This is a genomic window from Bartonella bennetti (genome assembly GCF_045945445.1).
Classification (GTDB): Bacteria; Pseudomonadota; Alphaproteobacteria; order Rhizobiales; family Rhizobiaceae; genus Bartonella.
Genome location: NZ_CP174576.1, coordinates 148,561 through 166,024 on the forward strand (window position 1 = coordinate 148,561; position 17,464 = coordinate 166,024).

2 protein-coding genes are annotated in these 17,464 nt (G+C 40.8%); both read left to right on the forward strand.

What is annotated here, in order from left to right; all coding sequences use genetic code 11:
- Positions 1-94: 94 nt before the first annotated feature.
- A complete protein-coding gene (locus tag ACJTDF_RS00620) occupies positions 95-13,435 on the forward strand; it encodes a YadA-like family protein (RefSeq protein WP_407965690.1) in 13,341 nt (4,446 codons plus the stop codon).
- A 549-nt stretch (positions 13,436-13,984) separates the two neighbouring features.
- Entirely contained in the window at positions 13,985-17,329 is a 3,345-nt protein-coding gene (locus ACJTDF_RS00625; protein WP_407965691.1) for a YadA-like family protein, read from the forward strand.
- Positions 17,330-17,464: the final 135 nt, after the last annotated feature.

Consider the following 17,464-nt stretch of genomic DNA (forward strand, 5'->3'; position numbering starts at 1 on the left):
GCGATCAAAGACCGCACTTCAAAAGACCAAGTAACTTCTAAATGTGTCTTTTTGATGTCTAAAATTTATTTTTTATTTTATTGGAGAATTTCTTATGAAAAGATCATGCGTTGTCTCAAAAGGAAGTGCTTTGAATGATCATCCTTTTACTTGTCGTTCACCTTTGTTGAAAGCTGTCTCGTTAGGAACAGCCATGACAGCGCTCTTATCGAGTGTTTCACCTGTCATTGCATCTACTTTTTCTCCAATAGAGCAACAAACAACGATACAAAGTTCAAAGAGCTCTAAGGGTGCAGGTATAATTTCCCTAGAATCTCCTGATAGAGCTTCAAAAAATTTTCATGGTTCTGCTTTTACGAGTGATCATTACTGTGGTGTGGACAATATCCTTATTTCTATTTCCTCTGATTCAAGGAAGATAATTAGTGAGGAAAATTATGTAAATCTTCTCACGCATCACCAATTTGATAATTGTAGCTCTCATGGTTTTGGAGTTCAACGAGCTATTTGGACTGTTAATGGTCAAAATACAGTGCTTGATGTGTCTGAGACATCTGTTTTGAATGATGTGTTGAAAAAAATTCCACGTGATGAGCCATCTAAGGACGTTAATGGTACACTACTTCCATCGGCTAGAAATATTGCTATAGGTTTAGAAGCACAAGCGTTGGGGGCTAATCCGTCAATAGAGGCGAATACGGGTGCGATTGCCATAGGTATGCAGACTACGGCTCACAGAAGATCTATTGCTTTAGGTACGCAAGCAGCTGCACTAGATAACGGCATGGTTTCTAATAGCGGCTCGGTTGCTATAGGATTTCATGCTGAAGCTTTAGATGGTAATTCTGTTGCTTTAGGTAGCGCTTCATTGACAAGAAGAGACGGGATTGCTTTGGGTTACAATACATCAAGTCGCTTCAAAGCGATTGCTATTGGTTCAGCAGCAGAGGCGAAGGGGGAGGGTGCGATTGCTATAGGATATCACGCTACAAGTGAAGCCGATAAAAGTATTGCTTTAGGTTTTGATAGTGTGGCTCGTGTTAGAAGTAGTTATAATGGTTATGATCCTTTGTCGGGTAAATATTTAGAAGGTAGTTTAGATCATATATGGAGAGCTAGCGATGGTATTCTTTCTATTGGTGATGAGGCTAAAAAGAAAACACGACAAATTATCGGAGTAGCAGCTGGTCGAGAAGATACTGATGCTGTGAATGTTGCGCAGCTGAAAGCATTAAGGGAATTAGTAACAAAAGATAATTTTGTTGAACAAGAAGAAGGTGCGAATGGCAGTGGTCGTATCATAATAGGCTCGAAAGTTGGTGGTACGGAAGTCAATTTTGCAAATAAAGATCATCAAGGGCGGACCCTTTCCGGCCTCAAGGATGGAGCACTTTCAGAGAACTCGACAGAAGCTGTTACAGGAAAACAGCTTTATAAAGTAGATAGCGAGCTTACAAAAACCACCAAAAAAGTTTCTGATGTGAGCGAGACTATTGATGGTTTGTCTACGAGTGTTAGTGGTTTGTCTACGAGTGTTAGTGGTTTGTCTTCAGATGTGTTCAAAGTTAAAAATGATGTATCAGATGTTGCTAAGAATACTACTAGATATTTAGGAGGCGGAGCGGATGTTCTTAGTGGGAAAATCCCGACTTATAAGATACAGGGTGGAAATTATAAGGATGTAGGAGCAGCCTTTGCTGGTGTTGATGGTTCAATCACTGATCTTTATTCGAAGATTTCTAATGGATCTGGGGGTGGCCTTGTACAACAAGAAGAAGGTGCGAATGGCAGTGGTCGTATCATAATAGGTTCGAAAGTTGGTGGCACGGAAGTCAATTTTGAGAATAAAGATAAGAAAGGTCGGACCCTTTCGGGCTTGAAGGATGGATTAGTTTCAGAAGCTTCCACAGAAGCTGTTACAGGAAAACAGCTTTATAAAGTAGATAGCGAGCTTACAAAAACCACCAAAAAAGTTTCTGATGTGAGCAAGACTGTTGAAGGTTTGTCTACGAGTGTTAGTAGTTTGTCTACAAATGTGAAGCAAGTTCAAGGTGATGTATCGAAGATTGCTAAGAATGCTTCTGACTATTTAGGAGGTGGCGCGAATGTTCTTGTTGGGACAGCCCCGACTTATAAGGTTCAGGGTAAAAATTACCAGAATGTAGGAACAGCCTTTGCAGGTGTTGATGTTTCAATCACTGATCTTTATTCGAAGATTTCTAATGGATCTGGGGGTGGCCTTGTACAACAAGAAGAAGGCGCGAATGACAGTGGTCGTATCATAATAGGTTCGAAAGTAGGTGGCACGGAAGTCAATTTTGAGAATAAAGATAAGAAAGGTCGGACCCTTTCCGGTTTGAAGGATGGGACACTTTCAGAAGCTTCCACAGAAGCTGTTACAGGAAAACAGCTTTATAAAGTAGATAGCAAGCTTACAGAAACCACCAAAAAAGTTTCTGATGTGAGCAAGACTGTTGAAGGTTTGTCTACGAGTGTTAGTGGTTTGTCTACAAATGTGAAGAAAGTTGAAGGTGATGTATCGGCTATTGCTAAGAATGCTTCTGACTATTTAGGAGGTGGAGCGAATGTTCTTGATGGGACAGCCCCGACTTATAAGGTTCAGGGTAAAAATTACCAGAATGTAGGAACAGCCTTTGCTGGTGTTGATGGTTCGATTACTGACATTTATTCGAAAATTGCGAGTGTAGCAGGGGATAGCCTTGTACAACAAGAAGCAAGTGAAAAAGGCGATGGCCTTATCACGATAGGTTCGAAAGTAGGTGGTACAGAAATCAGTCTTGCAAACAAAGATAAGAAAGGTCGGACCCTTTCCGGTTTGAAGGATGGAACACTTTCAGAAGCTTCCACAGAAGCTGTTACAGGAAAACAGCTTTATAAAGTAGATAGCAAGCTTACAGAAACCACCAAAAAAGTTTCTGATGTGAGCAAGACTGTTGAAGGTTTGTCTACGAGTGTTAGTGGTTTGTCTACAAATGTGAAGAAAGTTGAAGGTGATGTATCGGCTATTGCTAAGAATGCTTCTGACTATTTAGGAGGTGGAGCGAATGTTCTTGATGGGACAGCCCCGACTTATAAGGTTCAGGGTAAAAATTACCAGAATGTAGGAACAGCCTTTGCTGGTGTTGATGGTTCGATTACGGATATTTATTCGAAAATTGCGAGTGTAGCAGGGGATAGCCTTGTACAACAAGAAGAAGGCGCGAATGACAGTGGTCGTATCATAATAGGTTCGAAAGTAGGTGGCACGGAAGTCAATTTTGAGAATAAAGATAAGAAAGGTCGGACCCTTTCCGGTTTGAAGGATGGGACACTTTCAGAAGCTTCCACAGAAGCTGTTACAGGAAAACAGCTTTATAAAGTAGATAGCAAGCTTACAGAAACCACCAAAAAAGTTTCTGATGTGAGCAAGACTGTTGAAGGTTTGTCTACGAGTGTTAGTGGTTTGTCTACAAATGTGAAGAAAGTTGAAGGTGATGTATCGGCTATTGCTAAGAATGCTTCTGACTATTTAGGAGGTGGAGCGAATGTTCTTGATGGGACAGCCCCGACTTATAAGGTTCAGGGTAAAAATTACCAGAATGTAGGAACAGCCTTTGCTGGTGTTGATGGTTCGATTACTGACATTTATTCGAAAATTGCGAGTGTAGCAGGGGATAGCCTTGTACAACAAGAAGCAAGTGAAAAAGGTGATGGCCTTATCACGATAGGTTCGAAAGTAGGTGGTACAGAAATCAGTCTTGCAAACAAAGATAAGAAAGGTCGGACCCTTTCCGGTTTGAAGGATGGAACACTTTCAGAAGCTTCCACAGAAGCTGTTACAGGAAAACAGCTTTATAAAGTAGATAGCAAGCTTACAGAAACCACCAAAAAAGTTTCTGATGTGAGCAAGACTGTTGAAGGTTTGTCTACGAGTGTTAGTGGTTTGTCTACAAATGTGAAGAAAGTTGAAGGTGATGTATCGGCTATTGCTAAGAATGCTTCTGACTATTTAGGAGGTGGAGCGAATGTTCTTGATGGGACAGCCCCGACTTATAAGGTTCAGGGTAAAAATTACCAGAATGTAGGAACAGCCTTTGCTGGTGTTGATGGTTCGATTACGGATATTTATTCGAAAATTGCGAGTGTAGCAGGGGATAGCCTTGTACAACAAGAAGCAAGTGAAAAAGGTGATGGCCTTATCACGATAGGTTCGAAAGTAGGTGGTACAGAAATCAGTCTTATGAACAAAGATGATGGAAGTCGAACCCTTTCGGGCTTAAAGGATGGAACACTTTCAGACGCTTCCACAGAAGCTGTTACAGGAAAACAGCTTTATAAAGTAGATAGCAAGCTTACAGAAACCACCAAAAAAGTTTCTGATGTGAGCAAGACTGTTGAAGGTTTGTCTACGAGTGTTAGTGGTTTGTCTACAAATGTGAAGAAAGTTGAAGGTGATGTATCGGCTATTGCTAAGAATGCTTCTGACTATTTAGGAGGTGGAGCGAATGTTCTTGATGGGACAGCCCCGACTTATAAGGTTCAGGGTAAAAATTACCAGAATGTAGGAACAGCCTTTGCTGGTGTTGATGGTTCGATTACGGATATTTATTCGAAAATTGCGAGTGTAGCAGGGGATAGCCTTGTACAACAAGAAGCAAGTGAAAAAGGTGATGGCCTTATCACGATAGGTTCGAAAGTAGGTGGTACAGAAATCAGTCTTATGAACAAAGATGATGGAAGTCGAACCCTTTCGGGCTTAAAGGATGGAACACTTTCAGACGCTTCCACAGAAGCTGTTACAGGAAAACAGCTTTATAAAGTAGATAGCAAGCTTACAGAAACCACCAAAAAAGTTTCTGATGTGAGCAAGACTGTTGAAGGTTTGTCTACGAGTGTTAGTGGTTTGTCTACAAATGTGAAGAAAGTTGAAGGTGATGTATCGGCTATTGCTAAGAATGCTTCTGACTATTTAGGAGGTGGAGCGGATGTTCTTGTTGGGACAGCCCCGACTTATAAGGTTCAGGGTAAAAATTACCAGAATGTAGGAACAGCCTTTGCTGGTGTTGATGGTTCGATTACTGACATTTATTCGAAAATTGCGAGTGTAGCAGGGGATAGCCTTGTACAACAAGAAGCAAGTGAAAAAGGCGATGGCCTTATCACGATAGGTTCGAAAGTAGGTGGTACAGAAATCAGTCTTGCGAACAAAGATGATGGAGGTCGAATCCTTTCAGGCTTGAAGGATGGCATGGTTTCAGGAGGCTCTACTCAGGCAGTTACGGGCAACCAGCTTTATATCACGAATAGCCAGATTGCTAGTTATTTAGGAGGTGGTGCGAGCTATGAAGATGGCAAATGGACAGACCCTACTTTCACAATTAATGTTCTCCAAGAAGATGGTTCTACGGAAGAGAAAGAATATAAGAATGTAGCAGATGCTTTAAAGGATGTTAGTAGTTCATTTACGACGGTTGTAGAGAATAATCTTATTCAACAAGAGGAAAGTGAAAAAGGCGATGGCCTTATCACGATAGGTTCGAAAGTAGGTGGTACAGAAATCAGTCTTGCAAACAAAGATAAGAAAGGGCGGACCCTTTCCGGTTTGAAGGATGGAACACTTTCAGAAGCTTCCACAGAAGCTGTTACAGGAAAACAGCTTTATAAAGTAGATAGCAAGCTTACAGAAACCACCAAAAAAGTTTCTGATGTGAGCAAGACTGTTGAAGGTTTGTCTACGAGTGTTAGTGGTTTGTCTACAAATGTGAAGAAAGTTGAAGGTGATGTATCGGCTATTGCTAAGAATGCTTCTGACTATTTAGGAGGTGGAGCGGATGTTCTTGTTGGGACAGCCCCGACTTATAAGGTTCAGGGTAAAAATTACCAGAATGTAGGAACAGCCTTTGCTGGTGTTGATGTTTCGATTACGGATATTTATTCGAAAATTGCGAGTGTAGCAGGGGGTAGTCTTGTTGAACAAGAAGCAAGTGAAAAAGGCGATGGCCTTATCACGATAGGTTCGAAAGTAGGTGGTACAGAAATCAGTCTTGCAAACAAAGATAAGAAAGGTCGGACCCTTTCCGGTTTGAAGGATGGAACACTTTCAGAAGCTTCCACAGAAGCAGTGACAGGAAAGCAGCTTTATAAAGTAGATAACAAGCTTACAGCAACTACAGGAAAAGTTGATGGTCTGTCTATAATTATGAGGAGCGTTCAAAGTAATGTATCGGCTATTTCTGAGAATACTTCTAACTATTTAGGAGGTGGAGCGAGTGTTCTTTTTGGGACAGCCCCAACTTATAATGTTCAGGGTAGTGATTACAATAATGTGGGAGAAGCGTTTGCAGGTGTTGATAGTTCTCTTTCAGATATTTATCAGGAGCTTTCAGGAGTTGGAAGTAAGAGCCTTGTACAACAAGAAGCAAGTGAAGATGGCAGTGGCCTTATCACGATAGGTTCGAAAGTAGGTGGTACAGAAATCAGTCTTATGAACAAAGATGATGAAGGCCGGACCCTTTCCGGCTTGAAGGACGGATTAGTCTCAGAAGATTCCACAGAAGCGGTTACAGGAAAACAGCTTTATGGGGTTAATAGCAAGCTTACAGAAACCACAGGAAAAGTTGATGGTCTGTCAACAAGTATGAAGCAAGTTGAAGGGAATGTATTGGCTATTGCTGAAAACGCTTCTAACTATTTAGGAGGCGGAGCGAATGTTCTTGATGGGACAGCCCCGACTTATAATGTTCAGGGTAAAAATTACCAGAATGTAGGAACAGCCTTTGCTGGTGTTGATGTTTCGATTACGGATATTTATTCGAAAATTGCGAGTGTAGCAGGGGATAGCCTTGTACAACAAGAAGCAAGTGAAAAAGGCGATGGCCTTATCACGATAGGTTCGAAAGTAGGTGGTACAGAAATCAGTCTTGCGAACAAAGATGATGGAGGTCGAATCCTTTCAGGCTTGAAGGATGGCATGGTTTCAGGAGGCTCTACTCAGGCAGTTACGGGCAACCAGCTTTATATCACGAATAGCCAGATTGCTAGTTATTTAGGAGGTGGTGCGAGCTATGAAGATGGCAAATGGACAGACCCTACTTTCACAATTAATGTTCTCCAAGAAGATGGTTCTACGGGAGAGAAAGAATATAAGAATGTAGCAGATGCTTTAAAGGATGTTAGTAGTTCATTTACGACGGTTGTAGAGAATAATCTTATCCAACAAGAGGAAAGTGAAGATGGTGATGGCCGTATCACGATAGGTGCGCAAGTAGGAGGTACAGAAATCAGTCTTGAGAACAAAGATAAGAAAGGTCGGACCCTTTCCGGTTTGAAGGATGGAACACTGTCAGCAGCTTCCACAGAAGCTGTTACAGGAAAACAGCTTTATGAGGTTGATACCAAACTTACTGCGAGTGTTGATGAATTGTCTACGAGTATGACGGATGTTCAAAGTAATGTAGCAGCTATTTCTGAGAATACTTCTAACTATTTAGGAGGCGGAGCGGATGTTCTTGGTGGGACAGCCCCAACTTATAATGTTCAGGGTAGTGATTACAATAATGTGGGAGAAGCGTTTGCAGGTGTTGATAGTTCTCTTTCAGATATTTATCAGGAACTTTCAGGAGTTGGAAGTAAGAGCCTTGTACAACAAGAAGCAAGTGAAAAAGGTGATGGCCTTATCACGATAGGTTCGAAAGTAGGTGGTACAGAAATCAGTCTTGCAAACAAAGATAAGAAAGGGCGGACCCTTTCCGGTTTGAAGGATGGAACACTTTCAGAAGCTTCCACAGAAGCTGTTACAGGAAAACAGCTTTATAAAGTAGATAGCAAGCTTACAGAAACCACAGGAAAAGTTGATGGTCTGTCAACAAGTATGAAGCAAGTTGAAGGGAATGTATCGGCTATTGCTGAAAACGCTTCTAACTATTTAGGAGGCGGAGCGAATGTTCTTGATGGGACAGCCCCGACTTATAATGTTCAGGGTAAAAATTACCAGAATGTAGGAACAGCCTTTGCTGGTGTTGATGTTTCGATTACGGATATTTATTCGAAAATTGCGAGTGTAGCAGGGGGTAGTCTTGTTGAACAAGAAGCAAGTGAAAAAGGCGATGGCCTTATCACGATAGGTTCGAAAGTAGGTGGTACAGAAATCAATCTTGCGAACAAAGATGATGAAGGCCGGACCCTTTCTGGCTTGAAGGATGGCATGGTTTCAGGAGGCTCTACTCAGGCAGTTACGGGCAACCAGCTTTATATCACGAATAGCCAGATTGCTAGTTATTTAGGAGGCGGTGCGAGCTATGAAGATGGCAAATGGACAGACCCTACTTTCACAATTAATGTTCTCCAAGAAGATGGTTCTATGGCAGAGAAAGGATATAAGAATGTAGCAGATGCTTTAAAGGATGTTAGTAGTTCATTTACGACGGTTGTAGAGAATAATCTTATCCAACAAGAGGAAAGTGAAAAAGGCGATGGCCTTATCACGATAGGCTCGAAAGTAGGTGGTACAGAAATCAGTCTTGCAAACAAAGATAAGAAAGGTCGGACCCTTTCCGGTTTGAAGGATGGAACACTTTCAGAAGCTTCCACAGAAGCAGTGACAGGAAAGCAGCTTTATAAAGTAGATAACAAGCTTACAGCAACTACAGGAAAAGTTGATGGTCTGTCTATAATTATGAGGAGCGTTCAAAGTAATGTATCAGCTATTTCTGAGAATACTTCTAACTATTTAGGAGGTGGAGCGAGTGTTCTTTTTGGGACAGCCCCAACTTATAATGTTCAGGGTAGTGATTACAATAATGTGGGAGAAGCGTTTGCAGGTGTTGATAGTTCTCTTTCAGATATTTATCAGGAACTTTCAGGAGTTGGAAGTAAGAGCCTTGTACAACAAGAAGCAAGTGAAAAAGGCGATGGCCGTATCACGATAGGTGCGCAAGTAGGAGGTACAGAAATCAGTCTTATGAACAAAGATGATGAAGGCCGGACCCTTTCCGGTTTGAAGGATGGAACACTTTCAGAAGCTTCCACAGAAGCTGTTACAGGAAAACAGCTTTATGAGGTTGATACCAAACTTACTGCGAGTGTTGATGAATTGTCTACGAGTATGACGGATGTTCAAAGTAATGTATCAGCTATTTCTGAGAATACTTCTAACTATTTAGGAGGCGGAGCGGATGTTCTTGGTGGGACAGCCCCAACTTATAATGTTCAGGGTAGTGATTACAATAATGTGGGAGAAGCGTTTGCAGGTGTTGATAGTTCTCTTTCGGATATTTATCAGGAACTTTCAGGAGTTGGAAGTAAGAGCCTTGTACAACAAGAAGCAAGTGAAAAAGGCGATGGCCTTATCACGATAGGTTCGAAAGTAGGAGGTACAGAAATCAGTCTTGAGAACAAAGATAAGAAAGGGCGGACCCTTTCCGGTTTGAAGGATGGAACACTTTCAGAAGCTTCCACAGAAGCAGTGACAGGAAAACAGCTTTATAAAGTAGATAACAAGCTTACAGCAACTACAGGAAAAGTTGATGGTCTGTCTATAATTATGAGGAGCGTTCAAAGTAATGTATCAGCTATTTCTGAGAATACTTCTAACTATTTAGGAGGTGGAGCGAGTGTTCTTTTTGGGACAGCCCCAACTTATAATGTTCAGGGTAGTGATTACAATAATGTGGGAGAAGCGTTTGCAGGTGTTGATAGTTCTCTTTCAGATATTTATCAGGAACTTTCAGGAGTTGGAAGTAAGAGCCTTGTACAACAAGAAGCAAGTGAAAAAGGCGATGGCCGTATCACGATAGGTGCGCAAGTAGGAGGTACAGAAATCAGTCTTATGAACAAAGATGATGAAGGCCGGACCCTTTCCGGTTTGAAGGATGGAACACTTTCAGAAGCTTCCACAGAAGCTGTTACAGGAAAACAGCTTTATGAGGTTGATACCAAACTTACTGCGAGTGTTGATGAATTGTCTACGAGTATGACGGATGTTCAAAGTAATGTATCAGCTATTTCTGAGAATACTTCTAACTATTTAGGAGGCGGAGCGGATGTTCTTGGTGGGACAGCCCCGACTTATAATGTTCAGGGTAGTGATTACAATAATGTGGGAGAAGCGTTTGCAGGTGTTGATAGTTCTCTTTCAGATATTTATCAGGAGCTTTCAGGAGTTGGAAGTAAGAGCCTTGTACAACAAGAGGAAAGTGAAAAAGGCGATGGCCTTATCACGATAGGTTCGAAAGTAGGTGGTACAGAAATCAATCTTGCGAACAAAGATGATGAAGGCCGGACCCTTTCAGGCTTGAAGGATGGCATGGTTTCAGGAGGCTCTACTCAGGCAGTTACGGGCAACCAGCTTTATATCACGAATAGCCAGATTGCTAGTTATTTAGGAGGTGGTGCGAGCTATGAAGATGGCAAATGGACAGACCCTACTTTCACAATTAATGTTCTCCAAGAAGATGGTTCTACGGGAGAGAAAGAATATAAGAATGTAGCAGATGCTTTAAAGGATGTTAGTAGTTCATTTACGACGGTTGTAGAGAATAATCTTATCCAACAAGAGGAAAGTGAAGATGGTGATGGCCGTATCACGATAGGTGCGCAAGTAGGAGGTACAGAAATCAGTCTTGAGAACAAAGATAAGAAAGGTCGGACCCTTTCTGGCTTGAAGGACGGATTAGTCTCAGAAGCTTCCACAGAAGCGGTTACAGGAAAACAGCTTTATGAGGTTGATACCAAACTTACTGCGAGTGTTGATGAATTGTCTACGAGTATGACGGATGTTCAAAGTGATGTATTGGCTATTGCTGAAAACGCTTCTAACTATTTAGGAGGCGGAGCGAATGTTCTTGGTGGGACAGCCCCGACTTATAATGTTCAGGGTAGTGATTACAATAATGTGGGAGAAGCGTTTGCAGGTGTTGATAGTTCTCTTTCAGATATTTATCAGGAACTTTCAGGAGTTGGAAGTAAGAGCCTTGTACAACAAGAAGCAAGTGAAAAAGGCGATGGCCTTATCACGATAGGCTCGAAAGTAGGTGGTACAGAAATCAGTCTTGCAAACAAAGATAAGAAAGGTCGGACCCTTTCCGGTTTGAAGGATGGAACACTTTCAGAAGCTTCCACAGAAGCAGTGACAGGAAAGCAGCTTTATAAAGTAGATAACAAGCTTACAGCAACTACAGGAAAAGTTGATGGTCTGTCTATAATTATGAGGAGCGTTCAAAGTAATGTATCAGCTATTTCTGAGAATACTTCTAACTATTTAGGAGGTGGAGCGAGTGTTCTTTTTGGGACAGCCCCAACTTATAATGTTCAGGGTAGTGATTACAATAATGTGGGAGAAGCGTTTGCAGGTGTTGATAGTTCTCTTTCAGATATTTATCAGGAGCTTTCAGGAGTTGGAAGTAAGAGCCTTGTACAACAAGAGGAAAGTGCAGATGGCAGTGGCCGTATCACGATAGGCTCGAAAGTAGGTGGTACAGAAATCAGTCTTATGAACAAAGATGATGAAGGCCGGACCCTTTCCGGTTTGAAGGACGGATTAGTTTCAGAAGCTTCCACAGAAGCTGTTACAGGAAAACAGCTTTATGAGGTTGATACCAAACTTACTGCGAGTGTTGATGAATTGTCTACGAGTATGACGGATGTTCAAAGTGATGTATTGGCTATTGCTGAAAACGCTTCTAACTATTTAGGAGGCGGAGCGGATGTTCTTGGTGGGACAGCCCCGACTTATAATGTTCAGGGTAGTGATTACAATAATGTGGGAGAAGCGTTTGCAGGTGTTGATAGTTCTCTTTCAGATATTTATCAGGAGCTTTCAGGAGTTGGAAGTAAGAGCCTTGTACAACAAGAAGCAAGTGAAAAAGGCGATGGCCGTATCACGATAGGTGCGCAAGTAGGAGGTACAGAAATCAGTCTTGAGAACAAAGATAAGAAAGGGCGGACCCTTTCTGGCTTGAAGGACGGATTAGTCTCAGAAGCTTCCACAGAAGCGGTTACAGGAAAACAGCTTTATGAGGTTGATACCAAACTTACTGCGAGTGTTGATGAATTGTCTACGAGTATGACGGATGTTCAAAGTGATGTATTGGCTATTGCTGAAAACGCTTCTAACTATTTAGGAGGCGGAGCGAATGTTCTTGGTGGGACAGCCCCGACTTATAATGTTCAGGGTAGTGATTACAATAATGTGGGAGAAGCGTTTGCAGGTGTTGATAGTTCTCTTTCAGATATTTATCAGGAACTTTCAGGAGTTGGAAGTAAGAGCCTTGTACAACAAGAGGAAAGTGCAGATGGCAGTGGCCGTATCACGATAGGCTCGAAAGTAGGAGGTACAGAAATCAATCTTGCGAATAAAGATGGTGAAGAACGGACCCTTTCCGGCTTGAAGGACGGATTAGTTTCAGACAATTCGACAGAAGCGGTTACAGGAAAACAGCTTTATGCAACGAATAGTACACTAGCTTCCTATTTTGGAGGTGGAGCAGAATATGGAGCTAACGGATGGGTTGCTCCAACGTTTGAAGTTATTCAATTTAATTTTGGTGGTAAAGCTGGTGAGCAGAAATATGATACGTATAATAATGTAGCTGATGCTTTTGGTGGTGTTAACAAAAGTATGGAAAGCCTAAATAATCGTATTGATAGTGTTGAGAATCAAGCAGAACAGAATGGTTTAAACTGGAATGAAGGTAAAGGCGCTTATGATGCAAGTCGAAAGGATGAAGAAGGAAATCTTGACAGCAGTAAGATTACCGGTGTTAAAGATGGAGATATATCAAAAGGTTCTAGCGATGTTGTTACTGGAAATCAGCTTTGGGAAACGAACAACAAAGTAGATGGTCTTAAAAACGACGTAGATGATCTTAAAAACAAGGTTGATGGTTTTGAGGATGCAGTTGGCCAAATGGCAGAGGGTGCTGTTCAATATGATAAAGATGAAGATGGGAAGAAAACGAATAAAATCACTTTAGCAGGTGGTGATGCAGATAAGCCTGTTGTGATTGATAATATTGGCGATGGTAAAGTTGAAAAAGGTTCGAAAGAAGCTATTAATGGTGGGCAGTTATATGAGAAAATGGAAATTGTTCTCGATGATGCAAAAAAGTATACAGATGAAAAGATGAAGGATGCTGTTTCTGAAGCTAAAGATTATACTGATATGAAGTTTGATAGCCTAAATTATAATATCGAGGGTGTAAAACAAGAAGCAAGACAAGCAGCAGCCATTGGCATAGCAGCCGCTAACCTTCGCTATAACGAAACACCTGGAAAGCTAAGTATTGCAATCAGCAGTGGTTTATGGCGCAGTCAATCCGCTTTTGCTTTTGGTGCTGGTTATACATCGGAAGACGGGAATATTCGCTCTAATATTTCTGTAACAACTGCGGGCAATCACTTTGGAGTAGGCGGAGGTGTACATTTCACTCTTAACTAATAACTAAAAAACTTTCCGCTTTTGTTCGAAAAGATCAGAAACGAAATTTTTAGTGCCCTACATATTAGTAAAGAACATTTCAATATTTAAGATAAACGATAAGAAACAAAAAAAACACTTGAATTCCCACTCTTTGTGGTTTATGTTGGGAGAACGCTTTTATTAATATAACACATTAAGGATCTTAATAACGAATAAAACATCCCTTATTAAGATCTATTAAATACATTTAATAAATTTATTCACAAAATTATCTAACCATATAAAAATCTTAAACAACTACAATACAACCTAATAAAATAAAATTATGTCTTTTTAATGTCATACGCTCTCATTAAAAAATTTTTATAAAAACATCAAACCCTAACTCAATAAAAACATTACGAAATAAAAATAACAGCTCAAAACGACTTTAATAAAAAGACAGAAACCCATTAATTGAAGAATTCTTAAAATGACTAATACCTTATCTCTTGATCCCTTAATAACCACCGAATGTGTCTTTTTGATGTCTAAAGTTTATTTTTTATCTTTATGGGAGAACTTCTTATGAAAAGATCATATCTTATCTTAAAAAGCGGTGATTTAAGGGGGTATTCTTGTTCTCGTCGTTCACCTTTGTTGAAAGCCGCTTCATTAGGTGCTGTTATGATAGCGCTTTTATCGAGTGTTTCACTTGTTGCTGCAACTACTTTTTCTCCAACAGAGCAACAAACAACGATTCAGAGCCAACAAGATCTTAAAAGCTCTAAAAGCACTGATGGTTCAGGTGTACTTTCTTCAAATGTTTTTCTTGGAGCTTCAGAAGGTCGTAACGGAAGTATTCATTTTTCGAGTGATCAATTTTGTGGTGTAGATGATATTGTCGTTTCTAGCACTTTTGATTCAAAGAAAATAGATTCAGGAAGAACTATTACTGAAGGGAATAATGAAGAACTTATAGCTAGCAGAAAATTTTCTGCTTGTCAGCTTGAGGGACCTGCAATTTGGACTGTTGATGGTAGAAATACTATGTCTGATGTGTCGAATTTTATGCCGTCATACGCGTTTAAAAGAGGTCCTGAAGGGGGAGGGGCCGAGACTGCTTCTGTGGAGATAGGTTGGAATGCTCAGGCACATGGGTTCAGAAGTATTGCTATAGGTAATTCCTCTAAGACGGAAAAGGGAGCGGAAGGGGCTACAGCCATAGGTCTCAGGTCTGTGGGAGGAGGAATAGGGGCTATAGCTATAGGTGTAATGGCTGTGGCAATGGCTGGAGATTCTATAGCTTTTGGTCGTGGGGCTCAGGTGCGTATCAAAGAAGGTGTTGCTTTAGGTTCATACTCTGTAGCCAATGTTGACAAAGGTGTTGCGGGTTATGATCCTATCACAGGGAAAGCAACAACAGATCAAGATGTGACCTGGCTTAGTAATTCTAGTGCGGTGAGTATTGGCCAACGAACACCAGCAGGTGTGCAAAGAACACGGCAGATTATCAATTTAGCTGCTGGAACTGAAGATACTGATGCTGTGAATGTTGCTCAGTTGAAGGCTTTGAGACAATGGGCAGGAGATGAGATAGCTAAAGCTGGAGGAAGTTGGAATTTAAGTGTTAATGGAAAAAATTCTGCAAATATTTCTTCAGGAAGCACTGTTGATTTTTCATCTACTGACAACCTTGAAATTTCAAAGGATGAAAAGAATAAAGTAACATTTGATCTTGCGAAGAATATCACTGTTGATAGCATAGCAGTAGCAGGGCATACCTTAGATAAAAATGGCTTAGTTCTTACAGATGGTCCAAGCATAACGGTTTCTGGAATCGATATGGCTAGCACAAAGATCACAGGAGTTGCTGATGGCGTTGCGGATAGTGATGCTGTTAATAGAAAACAGTTGAATGCAGTAGAACAATTGGCAACGAAAGGTTGGACGCTGCTTGTTGAGGATAAATCTATAAATGTTGGAGCAGGCGACACAATTTCTCTGCGCACCGGAAGTAAGAATCTCTCACTTGTGAGTGATAATCTGGGTAATATGACATTTGATCTTGCGAAGAGTATCACTGTTGATAACATAACAGTAGGGGGGCACACTTTAGATAAAGGAGGTTTAATCCTTAAAGACGGTCTTAAAAACGGTCCAAGCATGACGATTACTGGGATCAGTGCGGGTAATAAAAAGATTACGGGCGTATTAGGTGGTACAGAAGGTACTGATGCAGTTAATTTGTCGCAATTGAATGAAGTAAAAAATGAATTAGAAAAAAATAATTGGATTCAGCAAGATTCTGGGACGGGTGTTATTACAATCGGTGCAAAAGTTGGTGGTACGGAAATCAATCTTGCGAATAAAGATGATGAAGGGCGGACCCTTTCGGGCTTGAAGGATGGAGCAGTTTCAGACAGCTCGAAAGAAGCGGTTACAGGAAAACAGCTTTATAAAGTAGATAGCGAGCTTACAAAAACCACCCAAAAAGTTTCTGATGTGAGCAAGACTGTTGATGGTTTGTCTACAAGTGTTAGTGGTTTGTCTACAAGTATGACGCAAGTTCAAGTTGATGTATCGGCTATTGCTAAGAATACTTCTAAGTATTTAGGAGGCGGAGCGGATGTTCTTGATGGGACAGCTCCAACTTATAAGGTTCAGGGTAAAGATTACCAGAATGTCGGTTCAGCCTTTGCAGGTGTTGATAGTTCGATTTCTGACATTTATTCGAAAATTGCGAATGTAGCAGGGGATAGCCTTATTGAACAAGAAGCAAGTGCAGATGGTGATGGCCGCATCACGATAGGTGCGAAAGTTGGTGGTACGGAAATCAATCTTGCGAACAAGGATGGTGAAGAGCGGACCCTTTCCGGTATCAAGGATGGAATACTTTCAGACAATTCGACAGAAGCGGTTACAGGAAGACAGCTTTATGCAACAAATCAGCAACTAGCTTCCTATTTTGGAGGTGGAGCAGAATATGGAGCTAACGGATGGGTTGCTCCAAAGTTTGAAGTTATTCAATTCAATTTTAGTGATGAAGCTGGTGAGCGGAAATATAATACTTATAATAATGTAGCTGATGCTTTTGGTGGTGTTAACAAAAGTATGGAAAGCCTAAATAATCGTATTGATAGTGTTGAGAATCAAAAAGCACAGAGTGGTTTAAGCTGGAATGAAGAGAAAGGCGCTTATGATGCAAGCCGAAAGGATGACAAGGGAAATGATAGCAACAGTAGGATTACCGGCGTTGAAGATGGCGATATATCAAAAGGTTCTAGCGATGTTGTTACTGGAAATCAGCTTTGGGAAACGAACAACAAAGTAGATGGTCTTAAAAACGACGTAGATGATCTTAAAAACAAGGTTGATGATTTTGAGAATTCGGTTGGCCAAATGGCAGAGGGTGCTGTTCAATATGATAAAGATGAAGATGGGAAGAAAACGAATAAAATCACTTTAGCAGGTGGTGATGCAAGTGCTCCTGTTGTGATTGACAATATTGGCGATGGTAAAGTTGAAAAAGGTTCGAAAGAAGCTATTAATGGTGGGCAGTTATATGAGAAAATGGAAATTGTTCTCGATGATGCAAAAAAGTATACAGATGAAAAGATGAAGGATGCTGTTTCTGAAGCTAAAGATTATACTGATATGAAGTTTGATAGCCTAAATTATAATATCGAGGGTGTAAAACAAGAAGCAAGGCAAGCAGCAGCTATTGGTATAGCAGCAGCCAACCTTCGTTATAACGAAACACCTGGAAAGCTAAGTATTGCAATCAGTAGTGGTCTATGGCGCCACCAATCCGCTTTTGCTTTTGGTGCTGGTTATACATCTGAAGATGGAAATATTCGCTCTAATGTCTCTGTAACAACTGCAGGTAAACACTTTGGAGTAGGCGGAGGTGTACATTTCACTCTTAACTAACACCTAACTAAAAAACTTTCATTTGCTCCAAAATGATTAGAGGAGGAATTTTAAACGTCCTAAATATTAGTAAAGAACATTTCAATATTTAAGATAAACGATAAGAAACAAAAAAAACACTTGAATTCCCACTCT

Coding starts and splice junctions, on each gene's coding strand:
- ACJTDF_RS00620 (WP_407965690.1), top strand. CDS start 95: ATGAAAAGATCATGCGTTGTCTCAAAAGGAAGTGCTTTGAATGATCAT.
- ACJTDF_RS00625 (WP_407965691.1), top strand. CDS start 13,985: ATGAAAAGATCATATCTTATCTTAAAAAGCGGTGATTTAAGGGGGTAT.